This window comes from Paenibacillus sp. MER 99-2, assembly GCF_023714095.1.
Taxonomy (GTDB): Bacteria; Bacillota; Bacilli; order Paenibacillales; family Paenibacillaceae; genus Paenibacillus.
Map to the genome: position 1 here is coordinate 114,867 of NZ_JAMAUZ010000009.1, position 24,175 is coordinate 139,041.

At 44.6% G+C, this 24,175-nt stretch carries 25 protein-coding genes; 2 read left to right on the forward strand and 23 right to left on the reverse strand.

All coding sequences use genetic code 11. From position 1 onward, the window contains the following. Positions 1 to 49: 49 nt before the first annotated feature. From M3636_RS25185 to M3636_RS25205, 5 genes are all read right to left on the reverse strand, one after another. Positions 50 to 376, reverse strand: a complete 327-nt coding sequence (locus M3636_RS25185; protein WP_128103603.1) for a thioredoxin family protein — start codon at positions 374 to 376, stop codon at positions 50 to 52. Between the two features lie 130 nt (positions 377 to 506). Continuing rightward, on the reverse strand, positions 507 to 1,415 hold the full coding sequence (locus M3636_RS25190; RefSeq protein WP_251384386.1) for an aldo/keto reductase: 909 nt from the start codon (positions 1,413 to 1,415) through the stop codon (positions 507 to 509). 279 nt (positions 1,416 to 1,694) lie between these two features. After that, positions 1,695 to 1,859 carry a hypothetical protein gene (locus M3636_RS25195; RefSeq protein ID WP_164848570.1) on the reverse strand — a complete coding sequence of 55 codons (165 nt, stop codon included), beginning with the start codon at positions 1,857 to 1,859 and terminating at the stop codon, positions 1,695 to 1,697. A 299-nt stretch (positions 1,860 to 2,158) separates the two neighbouring features. Further along, positions 2,159 to 2,902 (reverse strand): 2,3-diphosphoglycerate-dependent phosphoglycerate mutase, encoded by a 744-nt coding sequence (gene gpmA / locus M3636_RS25200; protein WP_128103605.1) that lies wholly within the window; start codon positions 2,900 to 2,902, stop codon positions 2,159 to 2,161. Positions 2,903 to 2,985: 83 nt separating this feature from the next. Continuing rightward, the gene (locus M3636_RS25205; protein ID WP_251384387.1) at positions 2,986 to 3,570 is read right to left on the reverse strand and encodes a DUF420 domain-containing protein; all 585 of its coding nucleotides are present in this window, start codon (positions 3,568 to 3,570) and stop codon (positions 2,986 to 2,988) included. 372 nt (positions 3,571 to 3,942) lie between these two features. Between M3636_RS25205 and M3636_RS25210 the strand changes: the two genes are divergently transcribed. Continuing rightward, complete coding sequence (locus M3636_RS25210; protein WP_128103607.1) at positions 3,943 to 5,133, forward strand: cation:proton antiporter; 1,191 nt, start codon at positions 3,943 to 3,945, stop codon at positions 5,131 to 5,133. A gap of 195 nt (positions 5,134 to 5,328) precedes the next feature. On the opposite strand, the gene M3636_RS25215 is transcribed toward M3636_RS25210, so the two are convergent. From M3636_RS25215 to M3636_RS25265, 11 genes are all read right to left on the reverse strand, one after another. Beyond that, complete coding sequence (locus M3636_RS25215; RefSeq protein ID WP_251384388.1) at positions 5,329 to 5,919, reverse strand: DUF6036 family nucleotidyltransferase; 591 nt, start codon at positions 5,917 to 5,919, stop codon at positions 5,329 to 5,331. A 470-nt stretch (positions 5,920 to 6,389) separates the two neighbouring features. Beyond that, positions 6,390 to 6,875 carry a DedA family protein gene (locus tag M3636_RS25220; protein WP_128103609.1) on the reverse strand — a complete coding sequence of 162 codons (486 nt, stop codon included), beginning with the start codon at positions 6,873 to 6,875 and terminating at the stop codon, positions 6,390 to 6,392. 14 nt (positions 6,876 to 6,889) lie between these two features. Next, entirely contained in the window at positions 6,890 to 7,435 is a 546-nt protein-coding gene (pssA, locus tag M3636_RS25225) for a CDP-diacylglycerol--serine O-phosphatidyltransferase (protein WP_145410543.1), read from the reverse strand. Positions 7,436 to 7,456: 21 nt separating this feature from the next. Continuing rightward, complete coding sequence (locus M3636_RS25230; protein ID WP_128103611.1) at positions 7,457 to 9,217, reverse strand: sensor histidine kinase; 1,761 nt, start codon at positions 9,215 to 9,217, stop codon at positions 7,457 to 7,459. After that, positions 9,214 to 9,894, reverse strand: a complete 681-nt coding sequence (locus M3636_RS25235) for a response regulator transcription factor (RefSeq protein ID WP_251384389.1) — start codon at positions 9,892 to 9,894, stop codon at positions 9,214 to 9,216. The genes M3636_RS25230 and M3636_RS25235 overlap by 4 nt, the downstream gene beginning before the upstream one ends. Positions 9,895 to 10,134: 240 nt before the next feature. Continuing rightward, entirely contained in the window at positions 10,135 to 10,947 is an 813-nt protein-coding gene (thiD, locus tag M3636_RS25240; RefSeq protein WP_128103613.1) for a bifunctional hydroxymethylpyrimidine kinase/phosphomethylpyrimidine kinase, read from the reverse strand. 106 nt (positions 10,948 to 11,053) lie between these two features. Beyond that, positions 11,054 to 11,752 carry an ABC transporter permease gene (locus tag M3636_RS25245; protein WP_251384390.1) on the reverse strand — a complete coding sequence of 233 codons (699 nt, stop codon included), beginning with the start codon at positions 11,750 to 11,752 and terminating at the stop codon, positions 11,054 to 11,056. Next, positions 11,745 to 12,668 (reverse strand): ABC transporter ATP-binding protein, encoded by a 924-nt coding sequence (locus M3636_RS25250; RefSeq protein WP_251384391.1) that lies wholly within the window; start codon positions 12,666 to 12,668, stop codon positions 11,745 to 11,747. Before M3636_RS25250 ends, M3636_RS25245 begins: the two co-directional genes overlap by 8 nt. A gap of 386 nt (positions 12,669 to 13,054) precedes the next feature. Further along, entirely contained in the window at positions 13,055 to 13,987 is a 933-nt protein-coding gene (locus M3636_RS25255; RefSeq protein WP_483311544.1) for a sensor histidine kinase, read from the reverse strand. Continuing rightward, complete coding sequence (locus tag M3636_RS25260; protein ID WP_483311545.1) at positions 13,987 to 14,661, reverse strand: response regulator transcription factor; 675 nt, start codon at positions 14,659 to 14,661, stop codon at positions 13,987 to 13,989. Before M3636_RS25260 ends, M3636_RS25255 begins: the two co-directional genes overlap by 1 nt. Positions 14,662 to 14,962: 301 nt before the next feature. Then, complete coding sequence (locus M3636_RS25265; RefSeq protein ID WP_251384393.1) at positions 14,963 to 15,805, reverse strand: DegV family protein; 843 nt, start codon at positions 15,803 to 15,805, stop codon at positions 14,963 to 14,965. 347 nt (positions 15,806 to 16,152) lie between these two features. Here M3636_RS25265 and M3636_RS25270 point away from each other — a divergent pair, with 347 nt between their 5' ends. Next, complete coding sequence (locus M3636_RS25270) at positions 16,153 to 16,830, forward strand: succinylglutamate desuccinylase/aspartoacylase family protein (RefSeq protein WP_251384424.1); 678 nt, start codon at positions 16,153 to 16,155, stop codon at positions 16,828 to 16,830. Positions 16,831 to 16,935: 105 nt separating this feature from the next. On the opposite strand, the gene M3636_RS25275 is transcribed toward M3636_RS25270, so the two are convergent. The 7 genes from M3636_RS25275 to M3636_RS25305 all read right to left on the reverse strand — a co-directional run bounded on the left by M3636_RS25275 (position 16,936) and on the right by M3636_RS25305 (position 24,140). After that, positions 16,936 to 17,361 carry a MerR family transcriptional regulator gene (locus M3636_RS25275; RefSeq protein ID WP_128103619.1) on the reverse strand — a complete coding sequence of 142 codons (426 nt, stop codon included), beginning with the start codon at positions 17,359 to 17,361 and terminating at the stop codon, positions 16,936 to 16,938. A gap of 169 nt (positions 17,362 to 17,530) precedes the next feature. Then, positions 17,531 to 19,024, reverse strand: coding sequence for a glycoside hydrolase family 32 protein (locus M3636_RS25280; RefSeq protein WP_483311546.1), 1,494 nt, complete (start codon positions 19,022 to 19,024; stop codon positions 17,531 to 17,533). Between the two features lie 297 nt (positions 19,025 to 19,321). Beyond that, on the reverse strand, positions 19,322 to 20,131 hold the full coding sequence (locus M3636_RS25285) for a carbohydrate ABC transporter permease (RefSeq protein ID WP_440131394.1): 810 nt from the start codon (positions 20,129 to 20,131) through the stop codon (positions 19,322 to 19,324). A gap of 17 nt (positions 20,132 to 20,148) precedes the next feature. After that, complete coding sequence (locus M3636_RS25290; protein WP_128103621.1) at positions 20,149 to 21,033, reverse strand: carbohydrate ABC transporter permease; 885 nt, start codon at positions 21,031 to 21,033, stop codon at positions 20,149 to 20,151. A 187-nt stretch (positions 21,034 to 21,220) separates the two neighbouring features. After that, positions 21,221 to 22,543 (reverse strand): ABC transporter substrate-binding protein, encoded by a 1,323-nt coding sequence (locus M3636_RS25295; RefSeq protein ID WP_128103622.1) that lies wholly within the window; start codon positions 22,541 to 22,543, stop codon positions 21,221 to 21,223. Positions 22,544 to 22,655: 112 nt separating this feature from the next. Beyond that, entirely contained in the window at positions 22,656 to 23,636 is a 981-nt protein-coding gene (locus tag M3636_RS25300; protein ID WP_128103623.1) for a LacI family DNA-binding transcriptional regulator, read from the reverse strand. A 96-nt stretch (positions 23,637 to 23,732) separates the two neighbouring features. Next, positions 23,733 to 24,140: a FixH family protein gene (locus M3636_RS25305; RefSeq protein ID WP_186323614.1), complete on the reverse strand. Its 408-nt coding sequence runs from the start codon at positions 24,138 to 24,140 to the stop codon at positions 23,733 to 23,735. Between the last annotated feature and the right edge of the window lie 35 nt (positions 24,141 to 24,175).

A 24,175-nucleotide genomic window follows, 5' to 3' on the forward strand; every position in this document is an offset into this window, starting at 1 on the left:
GGTGTCTATGTTGGCTTAGATTCGTTTAGAACCAAACGCTACGTTTTAGTTAAACTTTGGATTCCAACGTAGTCAGATATTCCGAGATTTGAGCAGGCGTCTTTGCCCATTTGCTGTGCAGATGCGCGATTTTCTTGCCATTTTGGAAAACAAGCAAGCTTGGAATCCCACGTACACCATTTTCCTCAGCTAACGGCTGTAATTCTTCCGCATCCATAGCATAGAACGTTTTGTCGGCATGCTGGTCAATTACATCTCCGATAAAGCGATCCAGGTTTTTGCAGTCTACGCACCACGTCGTATCGAATTTAATAACCGTCAGGCCGTCGGAGTTAATGGTGTCACGATATTGTTGTTCACTTTGAATTCTTTCCATAGGTGTCCTCTCCCTTGTCTATTTATGTTCAGCCACAACAGTATTATGTGCAGTTGAACCGAATAGTACATTTTTTAACTTTATTTCATTGTACCTTGATTGGTTACATTTGAAAATAGGACTTCTCGTCTCAGCGGTGCTGCTTGTACAGGTTAGCCGGATTCGACTCCTTAATTTGTTGGATCTCTGCCGTTGTGAGTGGTGCTGATGCTGATGCAGCGATATTATGCAGCAATTGTTCTCTAGAACTTGCTCCGGGTACAACTGCCGCTACGGCTGGATGAGACAGGGCATAACGAATTGCCGTTTGGGTCAAGCTGCGTCCATCCGTCACGTAACGTCCCAGCGTTTCCCGAATGCTATGAAGCTCAGCCGGCGTATAGTCCAGATAGCCTTTATCAACTTTAGCTGTGCCAGAATCAGCAAGCACGCCACTTGCCACTGGTCCACGGGCGATAACACTGATTCCCTTTTGCTCCAATAACGGCAATACCTCTTCTTCCGCTCGGCGATCCACTAGGCTGTATTGATTCATGACACTTACGATCTGAGCTCTTCTCACATATTCCCGTATGACATTAGGTCGAATTGACGAAATGCCATAATAGCGAATGAGCCCCTCCTGCTTAAGTTCTTCAAAAGCCTCAATCGTCTCTTCCATTGGATCTTCAATGGTACCGCCATGCAATTGATACAGATCAATGTAGTCGGTCTGGAGACGTTTCAGACTGTCATGTACCGCCTGTTTGATATATGCCTTGGATGGATCCCATGCCCAACCTTCTTGACCCGGAATTCTGCGATTTCCCACCTTGGTAGCTACAATCACCTGATCCCGGCGTCCCTTGATGGCTTGTCCTACGATCTCTTCATTGCGGCCTGCATCATACAGATCCGCTGTATCCAGCAAATTCACACCAAGATCCAGCGCTTCATGAATCAGGGCTACAGCAGGCTCCACATCAGTTCCAAGTGACATACAGCCAAGACCAATCTCTCCCACCATCAGTTCGGATGAACCTAGACGATTTTTTTTCATATGTGCACCACCTCTCAACATTTCTGCAAGTATCCATTGTATCATTCTTCATTGCAAAAATCGCATCCTGCCCTTTGAAAAGTAACCATCTATATGTCGAGCTAAAGAATATTCACACTTGCCACTCCGATGACAGAATAACCTTTGATCCCTGTTATCGTGTAAATGTTTAGTTCAACATCTAGCTCAGCAACTAACGTCGAACAGAAAGTAAAGTGAACAGACAAAAACCCGGACTAAGAAGCTCCGGGCTTGACATTGCATGTTAATTTGCTGGATCTATTTAATATCGATACGTTGTGGTCTTTTGCCAGTAGACGAGCTTGAGCCTTTCATCATGCCTGAGACTGTCGAAAATAACTTATCCCTTGCCTGCTTGTTCCTCATCAGATACGTTACGCCTGCACCAATAGCTGTCATGATAATTCCTTTACGTTTAGACATGTGTTCTTCCTCCTTTTAGGATAAATGTACATCGTGTCTTGTTTGAAATTTACCCGTTGTGCCGAATTCGAAACGTCCAGAATAAGCCATTGATTAAATAAAAAAAATACGTTGAATCTCTCTCCTGTGTCACTTAAGACATAAATTATGCAAGTAGTTATATAGGCTAATCGAATGGGTATGATCCATAGCTTGTCCTGATCTAAAACCCAGCTAAAGTGTTAATTTATGAAATGAAGTTAATTCGATAAATGCACAAAAAAGACCCCCACATGTGAATGCAGGGGTCTTTTTTGACGTCAATCTGATGGTGTAGCCACATGAGTCATTTCTTCATGCTTATACGTTGAACCATCGGCTGTCAGGTAAAAGTGTCCGATCGGATGAAGATCCTCATCCAATTCGTAGACAAGCGGAATACCCGTTGGAATATTAAGTGCCATGACATCCGCCTCAGACATCTGATCTAAGTGCATAACCAATGAACGGAGCGTATTGCCATGAGCCGAGATAAGCACTCGTTTACCAGCCGATACAACCGGTTTGATCTCGTTGTCCCAATAATCCAGAACCCGCTTCGAGGTATCCAGCAAATTCTCCGTGCGAGGAATCGTACAGCCCAATCGGGCATACTTGTCCTGATCTTGTACGTACCGTTCATCCGTCTCATCTAGAGCCGGGGGCGACACGCTAATGGAGCGTCTCCACTCCATCACTTGATCTTCCCCGTACTTGACTGCGGTCTGTTGTTTATTCAACCCTTGCAGAGCGCCATAGTGGCGTTCGTTCAGTTTCCATGTCTTCGTAATAGGAATCCACATGCGATCCATCTCATCTAATGCGATATCCAATGTTCGTATGGAACGTTTCAGTACAGAGGCATAAGCATAGTCAAAATCAAACCCCTGCTCCTTCAAGATCTTACCCGCCTTACGAGCTTCTCCGTACCCGTCTGTTGTCAGATCAACGTCCGTCCAGCCCGTAAAGCGATTCTCTACATTCCACATACTCTGTCCATGGCGAATCAATACAACTCTATACATGACCGTGAACCTCCTTCCATGGAACCTTTACCCGCAAGTTCTATAGGATATTCTTTATCCTTCAATGAACATTGTTTATGACATTAATAGTATGGTGCCATCATCAGGTAGACTATAACACCCGTAGAGCTGACATACAGCCAGATCGGCATGGTCCAACGAGCAATTTTACGGTGCTTCTTCAATTGATTCGTCCAGCCCCATACCAGGGTGAATAGAGCCAATGGCACAATCAACGCCGCCAAAATACTGTGCGTAATCAGGATGAAGAAATAAATGGAACGAATGATGCCTTCTCCACCATATTTTGAAGTTTCCGGGGAGAGGTAGTGGAATGACAAATACGTTACAAGGAATAACATGGTCGTCGAAAATGCAGCAATAATAAACCGTTTGTGTAATTTCACATTTCGCTTGATAATGGCAATTAGTGCCGCTAGCAAGAAGATGAAGGTGAAGCTGTTGAATACAGCATTAAAACGCGGCAGTATGGTAATATCAAAGTCGACACTTCCCTTATAGCCGATCGATGGCGCGAAGAACAACAATAAAATAATGACATTGGCGAGAATGGAAATGGTGATGATAATACCTGCAAAATTTTTATTACTGGTCGGGGTAATTTGGTTCGATTGATTGCTCGGGTCCCCTTTGGCCTGTTTGCCCAATGTAAAATCCTCCTCATATCCTAACTTCTATGTTCTATGTCATTATATCTCGGCATTTGTCGGCTGTTAAGTGACAACACTCTGAACAAAAATGTCCACCACATGATGTTATGGTGCCCCATGCCGTAGATTCTAATGAATGCAGGGTGCTGCTTGTTTACCGTAGACTGTAATCCTGTTATAATTAATGTTATTAATCACATACGCGTTTAACAAGGAGGAGCCTGTCACCAAGGCCCCTTCTTGTCTTCTAATGGCATGTCAGGGTGCGGTTATCACTGCCCTAACATGCCATTTTTTTGTTTATACGCTGGTATGAAGCCGCCTTGGTGAGGCAACCTATAAACGCTATTGTCGGAGAGGAGTATATGTATGGAATTTATTTTATCTCTTGCTTTGATTCTAATTTTCACCAAACTCGCGGGTCACATATCCGTAAGGCTAGGTCAACCATCGGTGCTCGGGAAATTAATCGTCGGTGTTATCCTTGGACCTGCTCTGCTGAACTGGGTACCCAAATCCGATTTCATCCACTATATGGCCGAGATCGGAGTACTATTATTGATGTTCATCGCAGGCTTGGAGACGGATCTAGATCAATTGAAGAAAAATTGGAAGTCGGCATTTGCAGTTGCTGTAGGTGGAGTAATCCTTCCTTTTATCGGTGGTTATGGAGCGGCTGTTGGTTTTGGCATGTCCCAGACCCATGCTCTGTTCTTCGGACTTCTGTTCTGTGCTACCTCGGTGAGTATTTCGGTGCAAACGTTGAAGGACATGAATCAGCTCAGTTCACGTGAAGGAACGACGATTCTGGGAGCAGCTGTTGTAGATGATGTACTGGTTGTTGTGTTATTGGCTGTCATGATGAGCTTGCTTGGAACAGGTGCGGGGGACATTTCAATTGGTCTACTTATTGGTAAGAAGTTATTGTTCTTCGTAATGATCATCGCTGCCGGATGGTTCCTGGTTCCACGAATTATGAAGTGGATGGAACCGCTCAAGGTAACCGAAACCGTCATTACAGCAGGGCTAATCATCTGTTTCGGATTCTCCTACTTTGCAGAATGGATGGGCGTTGCTGGTATCATCGGTGCATTCGCTGCTGGAATCGCTATTTCCCAAACAAGCTTCAAGCATGAAGTGGAGACCAAGCTAGAACCGATTGCTTACGGTATTTTTGTTCCTGTATTCTTCGTGAGTATTGGGCTGAATGTACAATTTGACGGAGTTGGCTCCCAAATTGGGTTTATTGTCGTAATCAGTTTGATCGCCATTGTAACGAAGCTGCTCGGCGGTGGAGCCGGTGCTCTGCTCACTGGGTTTGATCGTAAGTCGTCCCTAGCTATAGGTTCAGGTATGATATCTCGGGGAGAGGTTGCACTTATTATCGCTTCAACAGGGCTTGCTTCTGGGCTGCTGGATTCCAAGTATTTCACCAGTGTTGTAATTATGGTTATTATTACGACCTTGGTGACGCCACCACTGCTCAAAATCACGTTTAGTCGCAAAAAGGGCGAACGCCGGATTGAACAGGAGATTCAAGATCCCAATATTTCTGGATAAACGATTGAGTCTTGATCGGGGCACCACATACGCTGGGAACAGCAAGGTTGCTTAAGTTTACATTTTAATTAATTTAAGCTGTCATTTATTAATAACAATTAAAAAACACGCTCTCCTTAATTACAAGTTAAGGTTTGAGCGTGTTTTTTATTTTCAATTTTATAAAAAACTTTATCAAAGAAATACAACAAAATTTTAGAATAATTTATCAAGGTTACGCCTGTAACGCTTCACTGTTCTTTGAAATTTCTCTATCGTTTGAAGAACTTCTTGTTCATGAGCAACCTTATGAATATATGACCAGTCAATGCTATCGTATAAAGCTCCCATCAACCTAAGTGCCCATTCTTTGGAACCAGTATCATTAGTAGAAACATGAGAATTGATTCGATCTAATATAAGATCTTCAACACCTAGAATATAGACAGGATAGTTTTCCCATACTTCATGAACTGTTATTTTTTCTGGACTACCAGCTAAATTTCCTGAAGGAAATTCTACGAGAACATCAAGATCATTATTGTAATAATCTTTACCAAATTTATTAAATTTCAATTCTAACATGTATGGTTGTACATCAACATACGACAACAAAATTAAATCAGTGTCATTTGTGGCATACAGCCCTTGAGAATAGATAGCTACAGCTGATCCACCTACTATTACGGGAACGGTACCATGCTCTTTTTCAATCATTTTTGTTAGAATAGCTACTATCTTTAATCTACGTTCAAACAGATCATGCGTTGCTTTTGTAGCCTCATACAGATATTCTAAATTTCTCAACTTGATCACCTACTCTTATGAGCTTGCCGTCTCTCATAAGCTTTGACTTTCCCAGTCTATTCGAGATTATTTTAATATCGGTCATTATAAGCATTTCACGTTGTTGTCTATCTCTTGGTTTGGTATCAGGTTGCTTCTCCATAAACGTACCGGACATAAAGAACCTAGAAGAACTTTCTGTACCCTTTAGTACATCCGATAATTTCCTCATATGAAGCCCCCTTAAATTCCCCACTTTTATATGGTAGTTTATACTGATAATCTTTTGCTTTTTTGAAAGTACCCAAAAGTCCTTCTACATATACTTATGTTTATATGTTTATTATAAACCAAATACATATTCATTATAATGGGTTTGCTTTAGTTTTCAGTTTATTGATCAATTGTATTTAAAAAAACAAAAAAAGACCCCTTCGCACACAAAAGGTCTTTAGCTTAGCTTGCCCATCGTGCCGACAGGCTGTCCGATTTTAAGTCAACACACCAACATAGAATCCAATCGATATGAACACGACGCACCACAGAAATGCACCGATGCCGGAGAAGAGGATATATCTCCCCATAGCCATACGACTGATTCCTGAGAAGCAGCACATCAGGTGACGAATCCCGGGAATGAAGTAGCCTAGAATGATCGACCAGTACCCATACTTCATAAACCAGGATTCTACCCTTCCCAGCCGTTTGGCGTTTACCCCCACCCATTTACCGTATTTCACGACTAGCGGCCTTCCGGCCTTCTTACCAATCATATAACTGAGTAGTCCACCGGTGAACGCACCACCAAAACTGACAACAATACTTACTGAATAATTCAAAACCGAGATCGAGGCAAGATAACCGACAAATGTCATCATCACCTCGTCCGGAATAGGCATACCGATTACACCCAGAGCCAGTAGTCCATAGATTGCGAAATAGCCGTACTGACCAATAAATTCTTTTGCAAATTCCATCACTGACTCGCTCCTTATTTCGGCTCCACGATATCCTTCTCTTGAGGGGTCAACACCTGTTTGAGAGAAGGGAATCGAATTTGGCTAACCATTAGACCAGATAACACTACGATGACGAGATAGGCTACACCAAGAGTAAAATAAGGACTCCATAGAGCGAAAAAGGACATCAGACCGCCCGCAAATGTGATCGGCATACCGACAAAACCATGACTCGCTGTCTTCTGGCAGTTGTAGCGTGCCAGTCGGAGAGCACCACAGATCGGAAACAGAGCTGTAAGTGCCATCCCCAAAATACTTCCTCCGTTCATAACGTTCAGATACAGAATCAATATTGGAGCTGTACCGAATGAGATCACATCAGCAAGGGAGTCCAGTGCTTTACCAAATTCCCCTTCACAGTGCAATTTACGAGCAGCATAACCATCAAACAAATCAAAGAACATCGCAACCCAAATCAGCGTTACAGCAAGTGCAAACTCCCCATGAATTGCCATAATGACTGCCAGCATACCCGAAGTTAAATTACCCAAGGTTAAAATAGATGGCAAAGATTTCATAAGACTTAACTCCCTTTCTAACTAAGCATTAGGAAAAATAATGTAAAAGCGGACTCCGTCTGGTGTGTTTTCAACACCATAACGACATCCATGTAGATCTAGAATCTGCTTCGCAATGGCCAGGCCCAGCCCGGTTCCCCCCATTTTGCGATTACGCGAACGTTCTACCCGGTAGAATCGTTCCCATATATTCTGACGTTCAGGTTCCGATATCCCTTCACCTTTGTTCTCAATGGAGATACGAACCTGCCCTTCCAATCGGCTGATCTCAATCAAGATATCTGATTGCGGTACAGCATGGCGGATCGCGTTCATCAGCATATTGTAGATCACTTGCTCCAGCTTACTTCGATCTCCCTCAACCGTCTGTTCTGTTGTAGAGACCAACACGACATGTAATTCTTTTCCCTTCAATTGTGGACTTAGACGTCCAGCAATATCTTCTATCATATCTCCGAGAGCTACTGCATCGGTGTTCAACTTAATAGCTTGCGATTCTAGCCGAACAAGATCCAACATCTCTTCAACCATCGTTTCCATTTTTACAGCTTCGTCTGCAATAATCTCGATGTATCGTTCACGTTTGTTCTCACTTACACCATCTCTCAGCCCTTCAGAATATCCTTTGATGATACTGATTGGCGTTTTGAGTTCATGGGAAGCATCTGCGAAAAATTCACGCTGTCGCTTCTCAATTCGCTGCTTCATCTCCATATCTGTGCGCATCTGACTGTTCGCCTGCCTTAGTTCCTCCAGCGTCTGTCCAAGTGTCGTTGATAGAGCATTCAGACTTTCAGACAAACTACCGATCTCATCATTACGCCGAATGGGTGATTTTACAGTGAAGTCTAACGTTGACATCTTCTTCGCAACATGATTCAGTGCCAATAAAGGCTTCGTAACAATACGGGACAGTAGCAGCGCCAGGAACAGGATGAGTACAAATGCAGCAATTCCGAAATACCCATAGAATAACCTTGTCGCTTCATTGGCTTCACGCATCTCCTGCAGAGATGTCAGCGAGAAAATGAGCTGCTGTTCCCCTGATTCAGCATTACGAACCGGAGCTATGGCGATTACATTTCGTACTCCACTCCAGCTATCCGTCCATTCCTGGTTTAACATCTTCCCATTCTTCAGACTAAGCTGATTCTCTGATGATAGGGGAAAGAAACTATCCAATGCTTGCACAAGCAAACCTTGTCGCTGACTCCAAGTCCCCAGGTTGGGAAGAACGACTTTCGTCAATATGCCAGACCACTCCTGCACAGGTTCATTCAATTCTTCGAAGCTCCCTGTACCCCATACCGAAGTGTTGTTGTCTTTGATCTTGAAAGGATAGATCATCGGTTCATGCAATCCATTAGCTGATCCCGTTACGGTTAATTGCTGTCCATACTTCAGGTGGGAAGCAATCCAGCCCGCATTTTCACTGTTGATAAAAAGGGACAGCGACACCTCGACCTCAGAACCATCCTCTTGCAGCAACGTAATGTGAAATGGGTCATTTACTAACTTGCCAGTGTTGGTCAGGATGACCAGATGAGACTGGTTCTGACGCATGAATTTGCCGGTTTCCTTCGCCAGTTGAATATCATTCCAATGCCCTGTGGAATACTGTTGTTCAAATCTCGACAATTTTTTCTTAATGCTGGTAATCTTCTGGTGTTGGTAGAAATCCGGGAACCATACGAGCTGAGCAATCACCGTGGTTCCGTACAGTAGGAGCAAGAACCCCGCCATCACCAGAAACAGCTTCATCGTTACACCCGTACGTCTCATGCCTCAGCCTCAAATCGATAGCCGGTACCAATTACCGTTCGGATACATTTGGCTTCTTCACCAAGCTTGCTACGAAGTTTCTTAATATGTGTATCAACCACCCGTGAATCCCCATCAAAATCATAGCCCCATACACGGTTTAGTATTGCATCACGGGATAACACAAGCCCCTGATTTCGAGTTAGGTAGAGTAATAGTTCATATTCTTTCGGTGCCAATTCAATCTCTACCCCGTTTCGCTCAAGCCTTCTCGCCCAAGGATCCAACGTAACGTGTCCAAATTGAATGACACTCTGATCTTTACTAACGGCACCTTCGACCCTTTTCATTAATGTCTCCGCACGAGCCACAAGTACTCGAGGACTAAACGGCTTAGTTACATAATCATCCACGCCAAGCTGGAAACCGTGAATCTTGTCATCATCCTCCGATCGCGCAGTCAGCATGATAATAGGTACGGTCGATTGAGATCGAATATGACCACAAAGTGTCCATCCATCCATCTCCGGCATCAGCACATCTAGAATAACCAAATCCACTTCATGCTGTTCTAACTGTTCAAGTGCCTCGAATCCGTGCTCGGCTTCTAGGACATTCCATTGTTCTTTTATAAAATAATCGGCCACAATCTCACGAATGCGGCTTTCGTCTTCCACCAGAAGCACTGTTCTGACCATGGCCGACTCTCCTTTTTAATTTCTGATAATAACATAACGATTCGGTGTGTCGTTCATGTGTCCAACTTCCTCTTAAAGGCTGTTTGTGCCATGATATATACGCCTAACCCATACCAAATGTTACTATTTTTAAAAAATAACACAAAAAGGTGGCCATCAATGAGCCTTTCACCGCTCATTGACAACCACCATGAAATTTAAAGACCTATCGTCTCTGGCATGAATCGCACCTGTCGCGAATTAACGTTGATGCTCCAGGCGGTGTGCCGCATGCAGTGTCGGGCCAACAAAACGATTCAGTGGGAATCCACCCGCAATCGCTTTGGTAATAAAGGCTTTCCCTTCACGAACAGCCTCTTTCACGGTCAGACCGCGCGCCAAACCTGCGGTAATCGCTGCAGAGGTTGTACATCCTGCTCCATGCGTGTAACCAGAGCCAACAACATCAGCTTCATACCATTCATAGTTTTTACCGTCATAGAGAAGATCCATCGCTTTACCCGGATTGATTACACCACGATCTTTGATCAGGACATGTTTCGCCCCTTGGTCATGAATAATGGATGCAGCAGCTTCCATCTGTTCCTTCGAACGAATTGGGCCACTTTTCGCGAGTTGTGAAGCTTCAAACAGATTCGGAGTAACGAGATCTGCGCCTGGCAACAAAAACTCAATCATCGCTTCTGTATTTTCAGGCTGCAGCACTTCATCCGTTCCTTTGCAGACCATTACCGGATCGATAACAATCTGTGGAAGTCCGCTACGACGAATATGTTTCGCCACAAGCTCAATAATGTCTACAGAACCCAGCATGCCCGTCTTCATGGCATCAAATCCGATACCGTCTAGAACCGTACGAAGTTGTGCTTCCACTACATTTAATTCAACAGGAAATACCTGGTGATCCCACGTTTCAGGCTCCATTGCCACTACAGTGGTCAATACAGTCATCCCGTACACACCTAACTCCTGAAAAGTTTTCAAATCGGCTTGAATTCCTGCACCGCCGCTTGTGTCTGAACCAGCTATCGTCAAAGTTTTTGGAATCGTCATGGTAGTTGCATTCTCCTTCATGTCTCAGTTGACATTATCCTATCCCTTGTACGAGCGGATGTCAATGGCATCTGAAGCCATACCGGGTATGCCTTTGAGCAGGATTTCAGTTCACATCTTTTGTCTCTAGACGAAGCATCGACAACGATGCAATCCATATACCAATTGCCCCCAAGGTTATAGGGATAATAATAATGGAGTTCACTGTCACGGAAGGCCCACCACCTCCTGAACAGACAATAAACACTAGGATGATCGAAGAGACCAGCGTGGCTGTAACCGACTTCTTGCGCATCCCGAAATATAATGGAATAAGCGCCATAGCCGCAGCAGAGAGGGAACTAATACTATACTTCAATAACAATCTCCATGCTTCATTCACCGTTAATACATCTGCGATAAAAGGATAGTAGTGATTCACTGTCAGTAGGATTGCACCCATCAATAGATTGGTGAACATGATCATACAGAAGGTAAATCCGAATATGATAATCAATTTGGCAGCGATAATTTTATGGCGTTTGATCGGATAGGTGAACATCACATTCATCGTTTTATTTCGATACTCTTGGATAATGAACTTCGCTAACAGCGCCCCGGCAAATACGATAAAGGTCGCTCGTGCGCATACATCAATGAGCATAAAGGATACGGAATAATTCGAGTAAGCATAATCCTCCGCCCCCCGGTCGAGTACACCAATCATGACTAGGAATCCCAGAATAACAATGTTGGCAACGCCCGCTGCAATCAGATTTCTAGAAAAATGGTGTTTCCGCATCTCCAGTTCTATGAGCTTAAGCAACGTCCCCATCTCCCTTCACGAGATTCAGGAAGTGTTCTTCTAATGAATGTGATCGTTTGAAGATGGATTCAATCTGTACGCCATGCTCGATTAGCTGGCTGGTTAACTGCGAAGGAACAAGACCTGTATCATAGATCCGTACTGTCTGCTCATCTACCAGCTTGAAGTTTTGGAGCCCAAGCTGATGTTCAATGACATACGTTGCTTTGCGAATATCCACAACCTGTAACTCCACATACTCGCTGTGGCGTCCTCGGATACTCTCCATCGACACTTCCTCCACTAGCCTTCCTCCGCGAATGACGCCTACCGTATCGGCAATCTGCTCAATCTCTCCAAGAATATGGCTTGAGATCAATAAGGTAATTCGATATTCCGTACTGAGACGTTTGAATAGATCTCGCATCTCCTTAATCCCTACAGGATCAAGCCCATTGATCGGTTCATCCAGAATGAGCAGTTCAGGGGTTGTAATGAGTGCCCGGGCAATACCGAGTCTTTGCTTCATCCCAAGTGAGAAGTCACGGACTGCTTTTTTTCCGGTATCCTTCAGTCCCACCTTTTCCATCATCTCGTTGATCACTTTCTTATTATGGAAACCCATATACTCACAATGCAGCTCCAAGTTATCCCTAGCCGACAATTTATCGTAGAAAAAGGGGTATTCGATAATACTTCCCATCCGTTTCAACACTTCGTAGGAGGTGGGCGTTAGCTTTTCTCCAAACAATTCGATCTCGCCAAAGGTTGGCTTCACCAGGTTCGTCAGCATTTTCATGATCGTCGTTTTGCCCGCACCGTTCGGCCCTAAGAAACCGTATATTTCCCCTTGCTTAATATTCATGTTAACGTCGGACACCACTTCTATTCCCTCATATGTCTTGGACACACCTATCGTACGTGCAATATAAGTCATATCTCTTGTTCTCCTTTACGATCCCTTTTGTGGTGCTCAAGAATCTATATAGAATCAACTAAAGAGTTTTACACTTACCACTGCGATGACAGAATAACGTTCCGATCGCTGTTATCCCCAGATTTTTTTGAATCCCTTCTGCAAAGGGAAAATCCGGGGATAAAGGCGAACGCTTCGCTTCTTCACGTTATTTCTGTCCTCTCCGTTCTCGTGTAAAAAAGTTTAGTTGAACATACGCAGCTTCATTCAGTCTTATTGATGAAACTGCTCTAAATGAACAATCACTACCGGGTTCTGATATCTGTATTGTAAAGAGAAATGTCTTCTTTTCTATTAATCATTTCTTACAAAAACCTTAATCTTGGTTTATTTCAGAAATTATTCTTCTAACAAGTATTTAAAGAGATTGAAAATACCGTTCGGTGGTTAGGAATACTCCGTAATTCAATGTTACCTCCCATGTGTTCAACCAGCCTTTTGGTAATGGTGAGACCTAGACCGCTCCCCTGATACTGTCGATTGCGAGAGTCCTCCAGCGTATACATTCGCTCAAACACGCGGCTGTGCTCACTTTCGGGAATGCCTTTGCCTTGATCCCATACTTCCAACAGTACACCATCTTTCTCATTATGCCGAAGGGAGAGTCCTAACATTTTGCCGTCTGCGCCGTACTTCATGGCATTGGTAATGAGATTGTTCAGCACACGGTCGAGTGCCTCCTCATTCGCTTGCACGAAGATATCCCCTTCAGGGATGTCCAGTTTTACTTCCAAACCAAGTCCAGTTAACATCTCATAAAAAGAAATCATCTTCAGTCGACATAGCTCACTTAGATTGACCCGCGTCATGGGCAGCTCCATATCACCCGACTCCAGCTTCGCCAGATCGAAGAAGGAGTGGATCAAACGCAGCACCTCTTGGGCTTTATCATGGATTTTGCCGATCATGGCCTCTCGCTCTTGCTGCGTCAATGTTGGGCTATGTAGTAGTGTCTCACTATATCCAAGTACAACGGTTAGCGGTGTTTTCAGATCATGTGAGATGTTGGACAGCATATTACGCATCTCTTTCTCCTGATTAGCATAACGCGCCCCAGTTAGGTGGGCGTAATCTAGAACTTGATTTATATCACGGAGAAGCTGCTGAATTGGAGCATCGTTGCTGAACACCAACAGGCGCTCGTATGTCCCCTGATCCAATATATGCTCCAGTTTAAGATGAATATAGTTCAATTGCTGACTACGCCCGGCCAATTTGATAGCTAAGATCGCGACAACAATTGCTAACCCTCCCGTAGAAATGCCCAAAAGGACGAGCATCATGTCTGATCCACCTCCAGCTTATATCCAATTCCCCACAACGTCTTAATGTATTGAGGCGCTGAAGGATCCAGTTCAATCTTCTCGCGTAGACGGCGCATATGTACGTTAATAATGTTCTCGTCCCCATAATACTGATCATTCCATACCGCAGCATAGATCTGAGCCTTCGTGAACACTTTGCCAGGATGGGTCACTAACAATTTCAGAATACCAAATTCTTTAGAGGTCAATCGAATTGCAGCGCCCTCTCGTTCCACCTCATAGGTGTCCATGTTCATTACCAACCCTCCGAACTCCAGACGTTCATGCTGCACGGGTGCGTTGGTGGTTTCTGCAGGTTGTACTGTATAGTTGGCACGCCTGATTGCTGCTTTGATGCGAGCAGTCAGTTCAATTAGTGAGAAGGGTTTACTTAAATAATCATCTGCGCCAAATCCTAGCCCTAGCGCCTTGTCTACCTCTCCATCCTTGGCCGATAAAATGAGTACTGGCACCAAGCTGACCGAGCGGATCGTCTGTAACACTTCCATGCCATTTTTGCGAGGCAACATCAGGTCTAGAATAACGAGATCGTATGCTTGCGTAGCCTGTTTGAACTGCTCTTCAGCTTCATAACCATCATAGGCATATGAAACGTCATAGCCCTCCTTTTCCAAATATGGCCCTACCATCTCACTAATTGAACGATCATCTTCAACAAGCAACAATCGGTGACTTGACACAGCATTCCCCTCCAACATGTTCATTTATCTTTATTACCTCACATTTTGTTTCAATTGGCAATGAAAGGATACTTAGGGCTAACACCTCCCCATCACTGCTCAAACATCGAAAAAAACCGGCAGAATACCTCTTGATCCAGCATTACATCGCAACTACTGCTGTACCTCAAGGGCTTCCTACCGGTATATGGAATGAATTAATGATTATTTCTGATCTGATCTTAGGAATACATGTTATCTAGAATCTAATCTAAACGTGCTCGTTTCTGAACCAGCATAGACCAATCGTGCCTGCGCCTGCATGAATACCGACTACAGGGATAAAAGGCATAATCTCAGTCTTAAGCCGTGGTAACAATTCGGAAATCTGCTGTTTGATCGTCACCGCTTCATCTGGATTGTTGGCATGCATGATGCATACATGCTTCACTTTCTCCATATCCACCTTCAACACATCCAGCATACGCTGCTTCGCGCGTTTGAATGTACGAATCTTCTCGTTCACCACGACTTTGCCTTCCTCAAATCGCAGCAGCAAATGAATCTTCAACAGTTGACTCAACACAAGCTGCGTTCCGGATACTCGCCCACTACGATGAAGATTCTGAAGGCTGGCCGGAATGAGGTAAAAGGACATATTCTCAATCATTTGTTCAATATTAGCTTTGATCTCGGCTGCACTAGCGCCTTGTTTCTGCCATTCCAGACCTTGCAGGATCATCTCCCGATGAGGATATGCACCTGCCATCGAATCAATTGCAGTCACCTTCACACCTGCTATTTCCGCGGCCTGCATCGATGTGTGTAATGTACCACTAAGCGCAGTGGAACAATGAATGGTTATGATCTCATCGTATTGATCCTTCAATGACTCATACAATTCAATGAACTCGCCGATTGGCGGCTGTGAGCTGCTCGCTTTGGATGCTGTCTCCAGCTTTTCATAGAATAGTTCCGGTGATATATCTTCTGATTCCCGATAACATTCCTCTCCAAATACAACACGCAGCGGTACAATATAAACATGATTTTGCTCAGCGAAAACAGGATCCAGTGTACTCGTACTATCGGTGACCCATGCAATTTTCTTCATGACATCCTTCTCTCTTGCCGGATTGGTCGTTCTGTATCTCCATTGGTCAGGCACATGCCCGGCTTAATATTTTAAATTTAAATAGTTTAAGTTGTAAACGTTTACGACATTACTTTCTTAATTATAAAGGAACAGACAGCCTGTTGTCTTGTGACGCACTCTTGAACAGGGGCATAAATGCCGAATTGTGGCAAAAAAATGTCTTCCCTGTGAAGGGATTAATTGGTATTTGAAAGGATGGGGTCTTTGGTGACCTACCCATTTTGCAATAGATAGCCAAGGAGGCTGTTCAAATGCCGTTACAGACAAGGAGGACATGACGTATGGTAGTAACGGAGGTGAGCCTCATGCTTGTCAATAAACATATTCTTGCTTCATCCAGCGTTCATGCTACCCCCTATTATGTTGTGCGTGGAGTGAACCCTGGCCCGGTAATGCTGATTACCTCAGGAGTTCACGGCAATGAAACAGCCAGTATGGCTGCTGCACAGCAGCTCGTGGATGATTGTATTGCAGGTCGCCGCATCATTCAGCGCGGGCTTCTCATCATCATTCCACGGGTGCACCAACAGGCATATCGGAAGAAGATCAGAGGCAAACCAGATCTGAATCGCACCTTTCCACGCCAAATTTCAGGTAAAGCCAGGCACCCTCTAGCTTCAGCAGTCTTTCATCTGGCCCGTCAATATCAACCCGATTGGTGGTTAGATCTGCACGAAGCCAATGGGTTATCCCAGCTCAGTTCCCGTGTTCTTGGACAAACGCTGATCACTAATCCAGGCAGTCGTGCCGTTCCGGTATGCAAACGCATTATTAAACAAATGAATCGCTCTATCGCGATCCAGAACAGACACTTTAATCTGAAGCAGCATGAATTGCCAGGATCGGCACGCACAGCTGGTGCAAGGCTTCTGCAGGCGCGCACCGTCACTGTGGAGACATGTTGGAGCTTGAAACGCTCCGTGCGGATCAAGTATCAGCGCGAGATTGTACATCATTTTCTGCGGGAAGCGGGTCTGATGTGAATGAACTCTGCATCGTATTGTAATGCAAACCAATAGAACCTCTTCTCCAGAACGTTGGCAAAGGGGTTCTTCTCGATATTTCTATCTAAATGCAGTGTATCCATGTCATTCTTCCGGCTTGGGAGAATCGTTCTCTTCCTCCGAGTTATTGCGGAAAGATTCTATATAAGTATGGATTTCGGATTCTGGCGTTAAAAGCAATGAAGCTAGAAGCGTCTGCATGTCCTTTAGGTTATTAATATGCTTTTGAATATCTGCAATTTGATCGCGAACCAGCACTCTCAGTGTCTCACTGTCCATATCCTCTTGGCTGAGTAAGTGTAACGTTTCTTTTATATCTTTCAAGGAGTAACCCAGCGCTTGAGCATCCTTAATAAATTTAATTTTGACCACGTAATCCTCTGAATATTTACGGTATCCATTCGATGCACGGATCGGTGCAGGTAGCACCCCGCTATCTTCATAATACCGGAGAGTCGCCATACTGAGTCCAGTACGCTTGGCTAGCTCTCCTCTCGTCATCATGCTCATCTCAACTTCATCGTCCTTTTACACGAGTATACTCTTGCACTGATGCGGTCTCTTGCTTAGTTCTGATACTTTTGAGATGAACCTCTCCTCCATCATCCCTGGGATACATATAAAATAAACCTTGAAGTATACTTCAAGGTCAAGGTTATTATTTCATTTTTCCTCAATATTAAACACGCAAATCCCATTTACGAAGCTCTGTCAGTGTGCAGACTCCAGAAGAGAATGCCTTAATGCCGGTTGAATTCGGATCAGGATAAATACGCCCCGTCATCACCTGCTCCCCCTGCTGAATGAATACTTCGACCGAGCTGGCATCTACAAAAATCTGAAGTTCCAGTTTCCCGTCACGCAGTTCAACCTCAATAGCACGTTCACCTCCAGGACCTTTCCCCGCACGTTCTCGGTCAAAACAAAGTCGGCTCTGAGCCACATCATAAGAGATGATGGTTTCCTCATTCTCGCCAGTACGCAATTTCAACCCGAATTGCTGTGCCTGTTCTGCTTCAAATACAGCATGTAATTCATAACAATCCCCGCTAATTGCTAGATCATGCTCTCCATCAAACAAACGAATATCTTTGTACTCCATACCATCTAAACGATATTGTTTAAGCTCAGGCAGCGGTTGGAAGGTCAATCGGTCTCCCTTGCGAATGAGCTCACGTGGTAACGTCATCGCCCCAGCCCACTGATGTGCGTTCTGTGTTGGAATGTCCGTCTCCCATGTCTCCATCCAAGCGATCAATATTCGCCGTCCCTGCGCGTCAACCGTAGTCTGCGGAGCATAAAAATCAAATCCGCAATCAAGCGGATAATAATGTTCGTAGTCCAGTACACCCTGCTCCTCATTCAACGTTCCCATCATATAAACTGTAGAGTGCAAATTACGATAATTGTCTCCTTGAGCCGGCATCCGTTGCGGGGACATGATTAATACATCTTTGTCTCCCATGGCAAACAGATCAGGACATTCCCAATTATCGCCAAGGGTTCCGTCACTTTGCGCCATCACGTTGACGAAGCTCCATTGCTGTAAGTCTGTTGAACGGTACAAAAGTATAAGTCCATTTCCTGCTGCATCATTTGATCCGAGTACACAGTAATACATCCCGTTTCGTTCGAACACTTTCGGATCACGAAAATCCTTCTTACTCGTATGTGCTGGGATCAGATCCAGTGGAATGACGGGGTTATGTGCGCTTTTCACAAAATCAATGCCGTTGTCAGATTCCGCGATATTTTGCGTCTGATAATAATCATGATCCTTGTTAGGTCCGGTGACTACATGACCGGTGTACATCAGCGCAAGCTTTCCATCCTTAATGATCGCACTACCCGAGAAACAGCCATCGATGTCATACGTATGATCTGGTGCAAGTGCTACAGGTTGGTGTTCCCATGTGACCAAGTCAGAGCTTACCGCATGTCCCCAATGCATTGGCCCCCATACCGGCGCGTAAGGATAGAATTGATAGAACAAATGATACACTCCATTGAAATAAATGAATCCGTTGGGATCATTCATCCACCCCACCTGAGGCATGAGATGATATCCCAGTCTGTAGGTTGGGTCAACCTCATGTTGATGCTGCTTGATGTAGGTATTCGCCCGTTCCCGTGTATATTTCACTTCTGTTGTTGAATGGTTAGGCTCCTGCATCGTTTCTCGTCCCTGCTCTTTATCCATCTTAAATGTCACTCCTGTCTCTATCTATATAAGTTGAACTAAAGAATATTTACACTTGCCACTCCAATGACAGAACAATCTTCCGATCGCTGTTATCCCCAGATTTTTTGATTCTTCTTTCCTAAAGGGAAATCCGGGGATAAAGGCGAACGCTCCGCTTCTTCAGATTATTTCTGTCCTCTCCGTTCTCGTGTAAATGTTAAGTTCAATTTATATATACGTTGATGTCTATTTATGCCTGTTCCAAAAGGGCAGTGTTGCAGTGGTTTTTTATTTAATGGAGCCTTGCATTACACCTTGAATAATATACTTCTGTGCAAACAGATATACGACCAACACAGGCAACAATGTCAGTACAAGTCCAGCCATCAGCGGGCCGTAATCGACTGTGTAGGTACCGTAGAAATAAAACGTGGATAGTGGCAATGTCCGCTGTTCGGAAGAAGTTAGCACCAAGGAAGGCAGCAGGAAGTCATTCCAGATCCACAGAACATTTAGCACCGCAATCGTAACACTTGTTGGCAGTAACACCGGTAACACGATGCGAAAGAAGGTCTGTACTCGTCCACACCCGTCCATGAGTGCCGCTTCTTCCAATTCCAGCGGAATGCTCTTGATAAACCCATGATAGATAAATACGGCAAGTGGGCTACCAAAACCGATATACATGTAAATAAGTGACCATTTGTTATCAAGCAAGCTCAAGGAACCATAGATTTTTACGAGCGGAATCATAATTGCCTGAAAAGGAATAATCATCGCTGCAACCATCAGGAAGAACAGGTATTGATTCAGCTTGCTATTGTGCCGTACAAAATAATGAGCCGTCATCGCTGCGAACAACGCAATCAGTACTACACCCAACACCGTAATCAGCAATGAATTGCCGAATGCAGATATATACCCCATTTTGTCGAAAGCGCTCACGTAATTATCCCATTGGAAGGATGCGGGTAGACCCAGCGGATCTGACGTAATGGCCTGATTAGCCTTAAATGAATTCGAGATCAGTAGTAGAAATGGGAAAATGAAGACTATCATCGCTACGATTAAGGAACATAATTTAGCCATGCCCAGCATACGAGATTGTCCAGCCATCATGCCTCCACCTCCAACTTCTTACTGAAATACACCTGGAGCAATGTAATGGTGGCAACAAGAATAAACAGTACAAACGCTTCTGCTTGACCCAATCCGTAATCCCGTGCCAGGAATGCTTGCTCGTACACATGCATGGATACCATTTCCGTGCTTTTGAATGGTCCACCGCTCGTTAACGAGACGTTGAGATCGTAGACCATAAAGCCACGCTGGAGCGATAGGAAAATACATACGATGAACGATGGTACCATGAGTGGCAATACGATACGTCCCAACATCCTGCGGTTACTTGCCCCGTCTATGCTGGCCGCCTCCATCACGTCTTTGGGTACATTCATCAAGCCTGCAATGTAGATGACCATCATATAACCTGCATATTGCCATACCGTCACGATCACTAGTGCCCAGAAAGCTTTGTCCGGGTCTGCCAACCAGGAGGCTTGGAACAGGGGAAGGTTCATCTTTTGTCCAGCAAATACGAATACCTGGTTGAAAATAAACTGCCAAATGAAGCCCAGCACAATTCCGCCGACCAGATTAGGTAGGAAGAAGCCCGCCCGGAACAAGCCCTGTGCCTTAATTCCACGAGTTACCGCATAAGCGAGCAGAAATGCAACAGCATTAGTCAGCACCACGGTAATAAATACGTATTCCAGCGTCATCACAAATGATTTCCAGAACACCGTGTCCTTGAACACGCCGATATAGTTATCCCAGCCCACGAGACTTTGCTCAACAGCAATCCCGTCCCAGTTCGTAAACGTCAGATATATCCCATACAAGAACGGAATAATCATGACTGTACCAAACGCAAACAGCGTCGGGCCGGTAAAGATGAGCCGGGTGCGCAAGCGAGCCCATAATCCTTTTTCGGTCAGCATCGTCATCCTCCACTCTATCCCAAGGTGTTTACCGTTGGTTGGCCTAAGACGAATCCAAGTGAGCATAGATCACCCCTCACCTGAATCGTCCAAGGCATACCAACCATTCTCTATGTGTCAATCAGGTGCTCTGCGACAAAGAGGTAGAGAAATCACACCGTTCTCTGCTCTGCCCAAAAGCTCCTATTTATTTCACGTTAGTCCAGTAGCTCTGAATTTCTTTGGCAAGTGCATCACGATCAATCACGTCAGCCAAATATTTCTGCATGGAAGCACCCAGTTTAGACCAATGATCGGCTGGTAGCGTACTCATGGATTCTTCAATGTTGCCAGCTTTGATGTAGTCACTAATAGACTTACCAAGCGGGTCAGCCGGTTCCAGTGTGATATTGCTGAATGCCGGAATGATACTTGCCTGATTCACAAGGAAATCCTGTCCTTTCGACTCATACACGATCCAGTCTAGGAATTTCTTCGCTGCTTCCTGCTGTGCGGGTGTATTCTTTTCTTTGTCGATCAGAATGCGTTTGGATACGGCTGCAGAGATTTGTTTATTGCCAAAATCGTCTGGATTGTTACTCACAGGCACTGGCAGGAAGCCATACTGTCCGTCTGCTGTATCAAAACTGTCGATCTGTGGCCATGCCCAGTTCCCTTGGAACCAGATACCGACCTCGCCTTTTCCTAAAACTTCAGGTCCACGCTCATATGTACCGGAGAGTGGAGAAGCTTTGTCGATATTGTTGGCTTTCATAAGATCAAACGTATCCATCAGGCCGTTAAAGACCGCATTGGAAGCCAAGTCCACTGTACCCGCTTTCAAATCAAGAATGAATTGATCGACTTTGGCACGATCCGGCGACTGTCCACCATAAGCAAGTGCAAGGTAGTGCGCTCCAAGCGACCAATCCATTGGTGAAACAATGAGAGGTGATTTGCCGGTCGCTGCAATTTTCTGGAACAGCTCATTAAGCTGTGCAGTCGTTTGTACCGTTTGTGGGTCAAATGTGCCGCCTACAGCCTCATCCAACACTTTCTGGTTGTAGATGAAACCATATCCCTCAATGGAGAGTGGAAAGGCATAGTTTTTGCCATCAAATGTCGTTGCTGCTGTGCTGTTCTCAACGGCATCCTTCATCCATTTTTCAGAGGTAAGATCCAGAACACGGTCCTTAAATTTCTCTACATCCCCTGTATCCAGCATCATCATCGTTGTTGGATTGCCGGAAGCGTATAAAGCGGATGCTTTCTCGAATGGCGACTGTCCGTTACCTACAGGTACAATCTCCACCGTAATGTTAGGGTTATCTGTCTGAAAGTCTTTTGCCGCCTGCTCTAGCTGGCTATTTATCTCTGTCTTAGAATTCAAAAACGTAATCTTCACGTTGTCACCAGATCCACTGGATGCATCTGTTCCCGATCCTGATTGTGTACCGCCACATGCCGAAAGAATGACCACCATAACTAGTGATAATATGGATAACTTCGCCCATTTCCGCTCTCTTCTCATCTGTTATTCCCCCCGTTTATGAGTATGCATGAAAGAAACCGCTTACAGGACTGATTATAATGTCAAAGGTTTGACATGTCAATCGTTTGACATAAATAAAAAAACGACCCGCTTAGGTCGTCTCTCTCTCCACCAAGGTCACTGGCAAAATGTTCTCGATTGTCATTTCTTCTTCTGCAATTTGACGACGAATCAGCTCCACCGCAAGTTCAGCCATGCGTTCCACAGGTTGCCTGATCGTCGTAATGCCTGGCAGCACATAACTCGCCGCGCGAATATCATCATATCCAATGATGGAAATATCCTCTGGAACTTTGCGCCCACGAGCGATAATTTGTTTTAGCGCATGAATTGCAATCAGGTCGCTAGTCACAAACAAACCGTCTACTTCAGGATGCTCCACCAGTAATTGTTCAACCAATTCCGTATATTGCTCCTGACTGAACACGTTCAGATTCGTTTCATGTGTAGCGATTGGTTTGATGCCGTGTGCCTCCAGCTTGTCCACAAATCCTGCTGTTCTACGATTGGAGAGCATCTGCAATCCTAGATTACCGCAGATATGCGCCACCTTCCTTCTGCCTTTTGCAAGAAGCAATTCAGCAGCCATAACCCCTCCCTGATAATTATCGGAGGAAATAAACGGAATATCCGTACCAATCTGACGGTCAAAGGTAACAATAGGCGAATGCAGATTCATATACTCGTCTACTTCAAGCGTATGGCTACCCATAATAATGCCATCTACCCGGTTTCCTTTAAGCATTTCCACATACTCTCGCTCTTTGGAGGGCTCCATATGGGAGTTACATAGCATAATCTTGAACCCATGCTGATACGCATAATACTCAATATAATTGGCCATCTCACCAAAAAACGGATGGGATACATCAGGAATAATTAAACCGATGACATTGGACTGCTTACGCAAAAGAGAACGGGCAATCTCATTCGGGCGATAATTCAATTCACTCATCGTCTGATACACTTTATCCCGGGTTTTCTGACTGATATAACCCCGGTTATTTAATACACGCGAGACGGTAGTTACGGACACTCCTGCTCTGAGTGCAACATCATGAATTGTTGCCATAACAACCTCTTTTCCTACAACTTTATTAAGTTCATTAATATCATTAAATAGTATAAACACATTTCGCGCCCTGAACCAATGACTGCTACACCCGCATTATTTCACTTCAACATTCTTTCTCGGCATACTGTGCATGGACCCATGTGTTACATGAGCTTGAACTACATAGGAGCCGGGCTCTTCAAATGTATACTCTACCTCGTAGATGCCATCTTCCACTTCGCTAGCCGTCAAAGCCCCTTGTTCCTCCAGCTTCTCAACGGTCATATAACCTTCTTCCGGTGACACCTGAGCAGGCTCATTAAGTTTGTTCCAGATCTGGAACTGCACTTGATCCGCATCGCTAACTGGTGCATCGCCCTGTGTAAGCTTCAGCTGTAATGACACAGGCTCATTAGGTGATGCCTGTTCCGGAACCATAAGCTGTACTTTGATCATGACTGGCATCTCGCCCGATGCATTCTGCTCCTGATAAGAGCAACCCGCGGTCAGTATAATTAACATGATAAAAGACATACACCTCAGAAAACGTCCGCTCA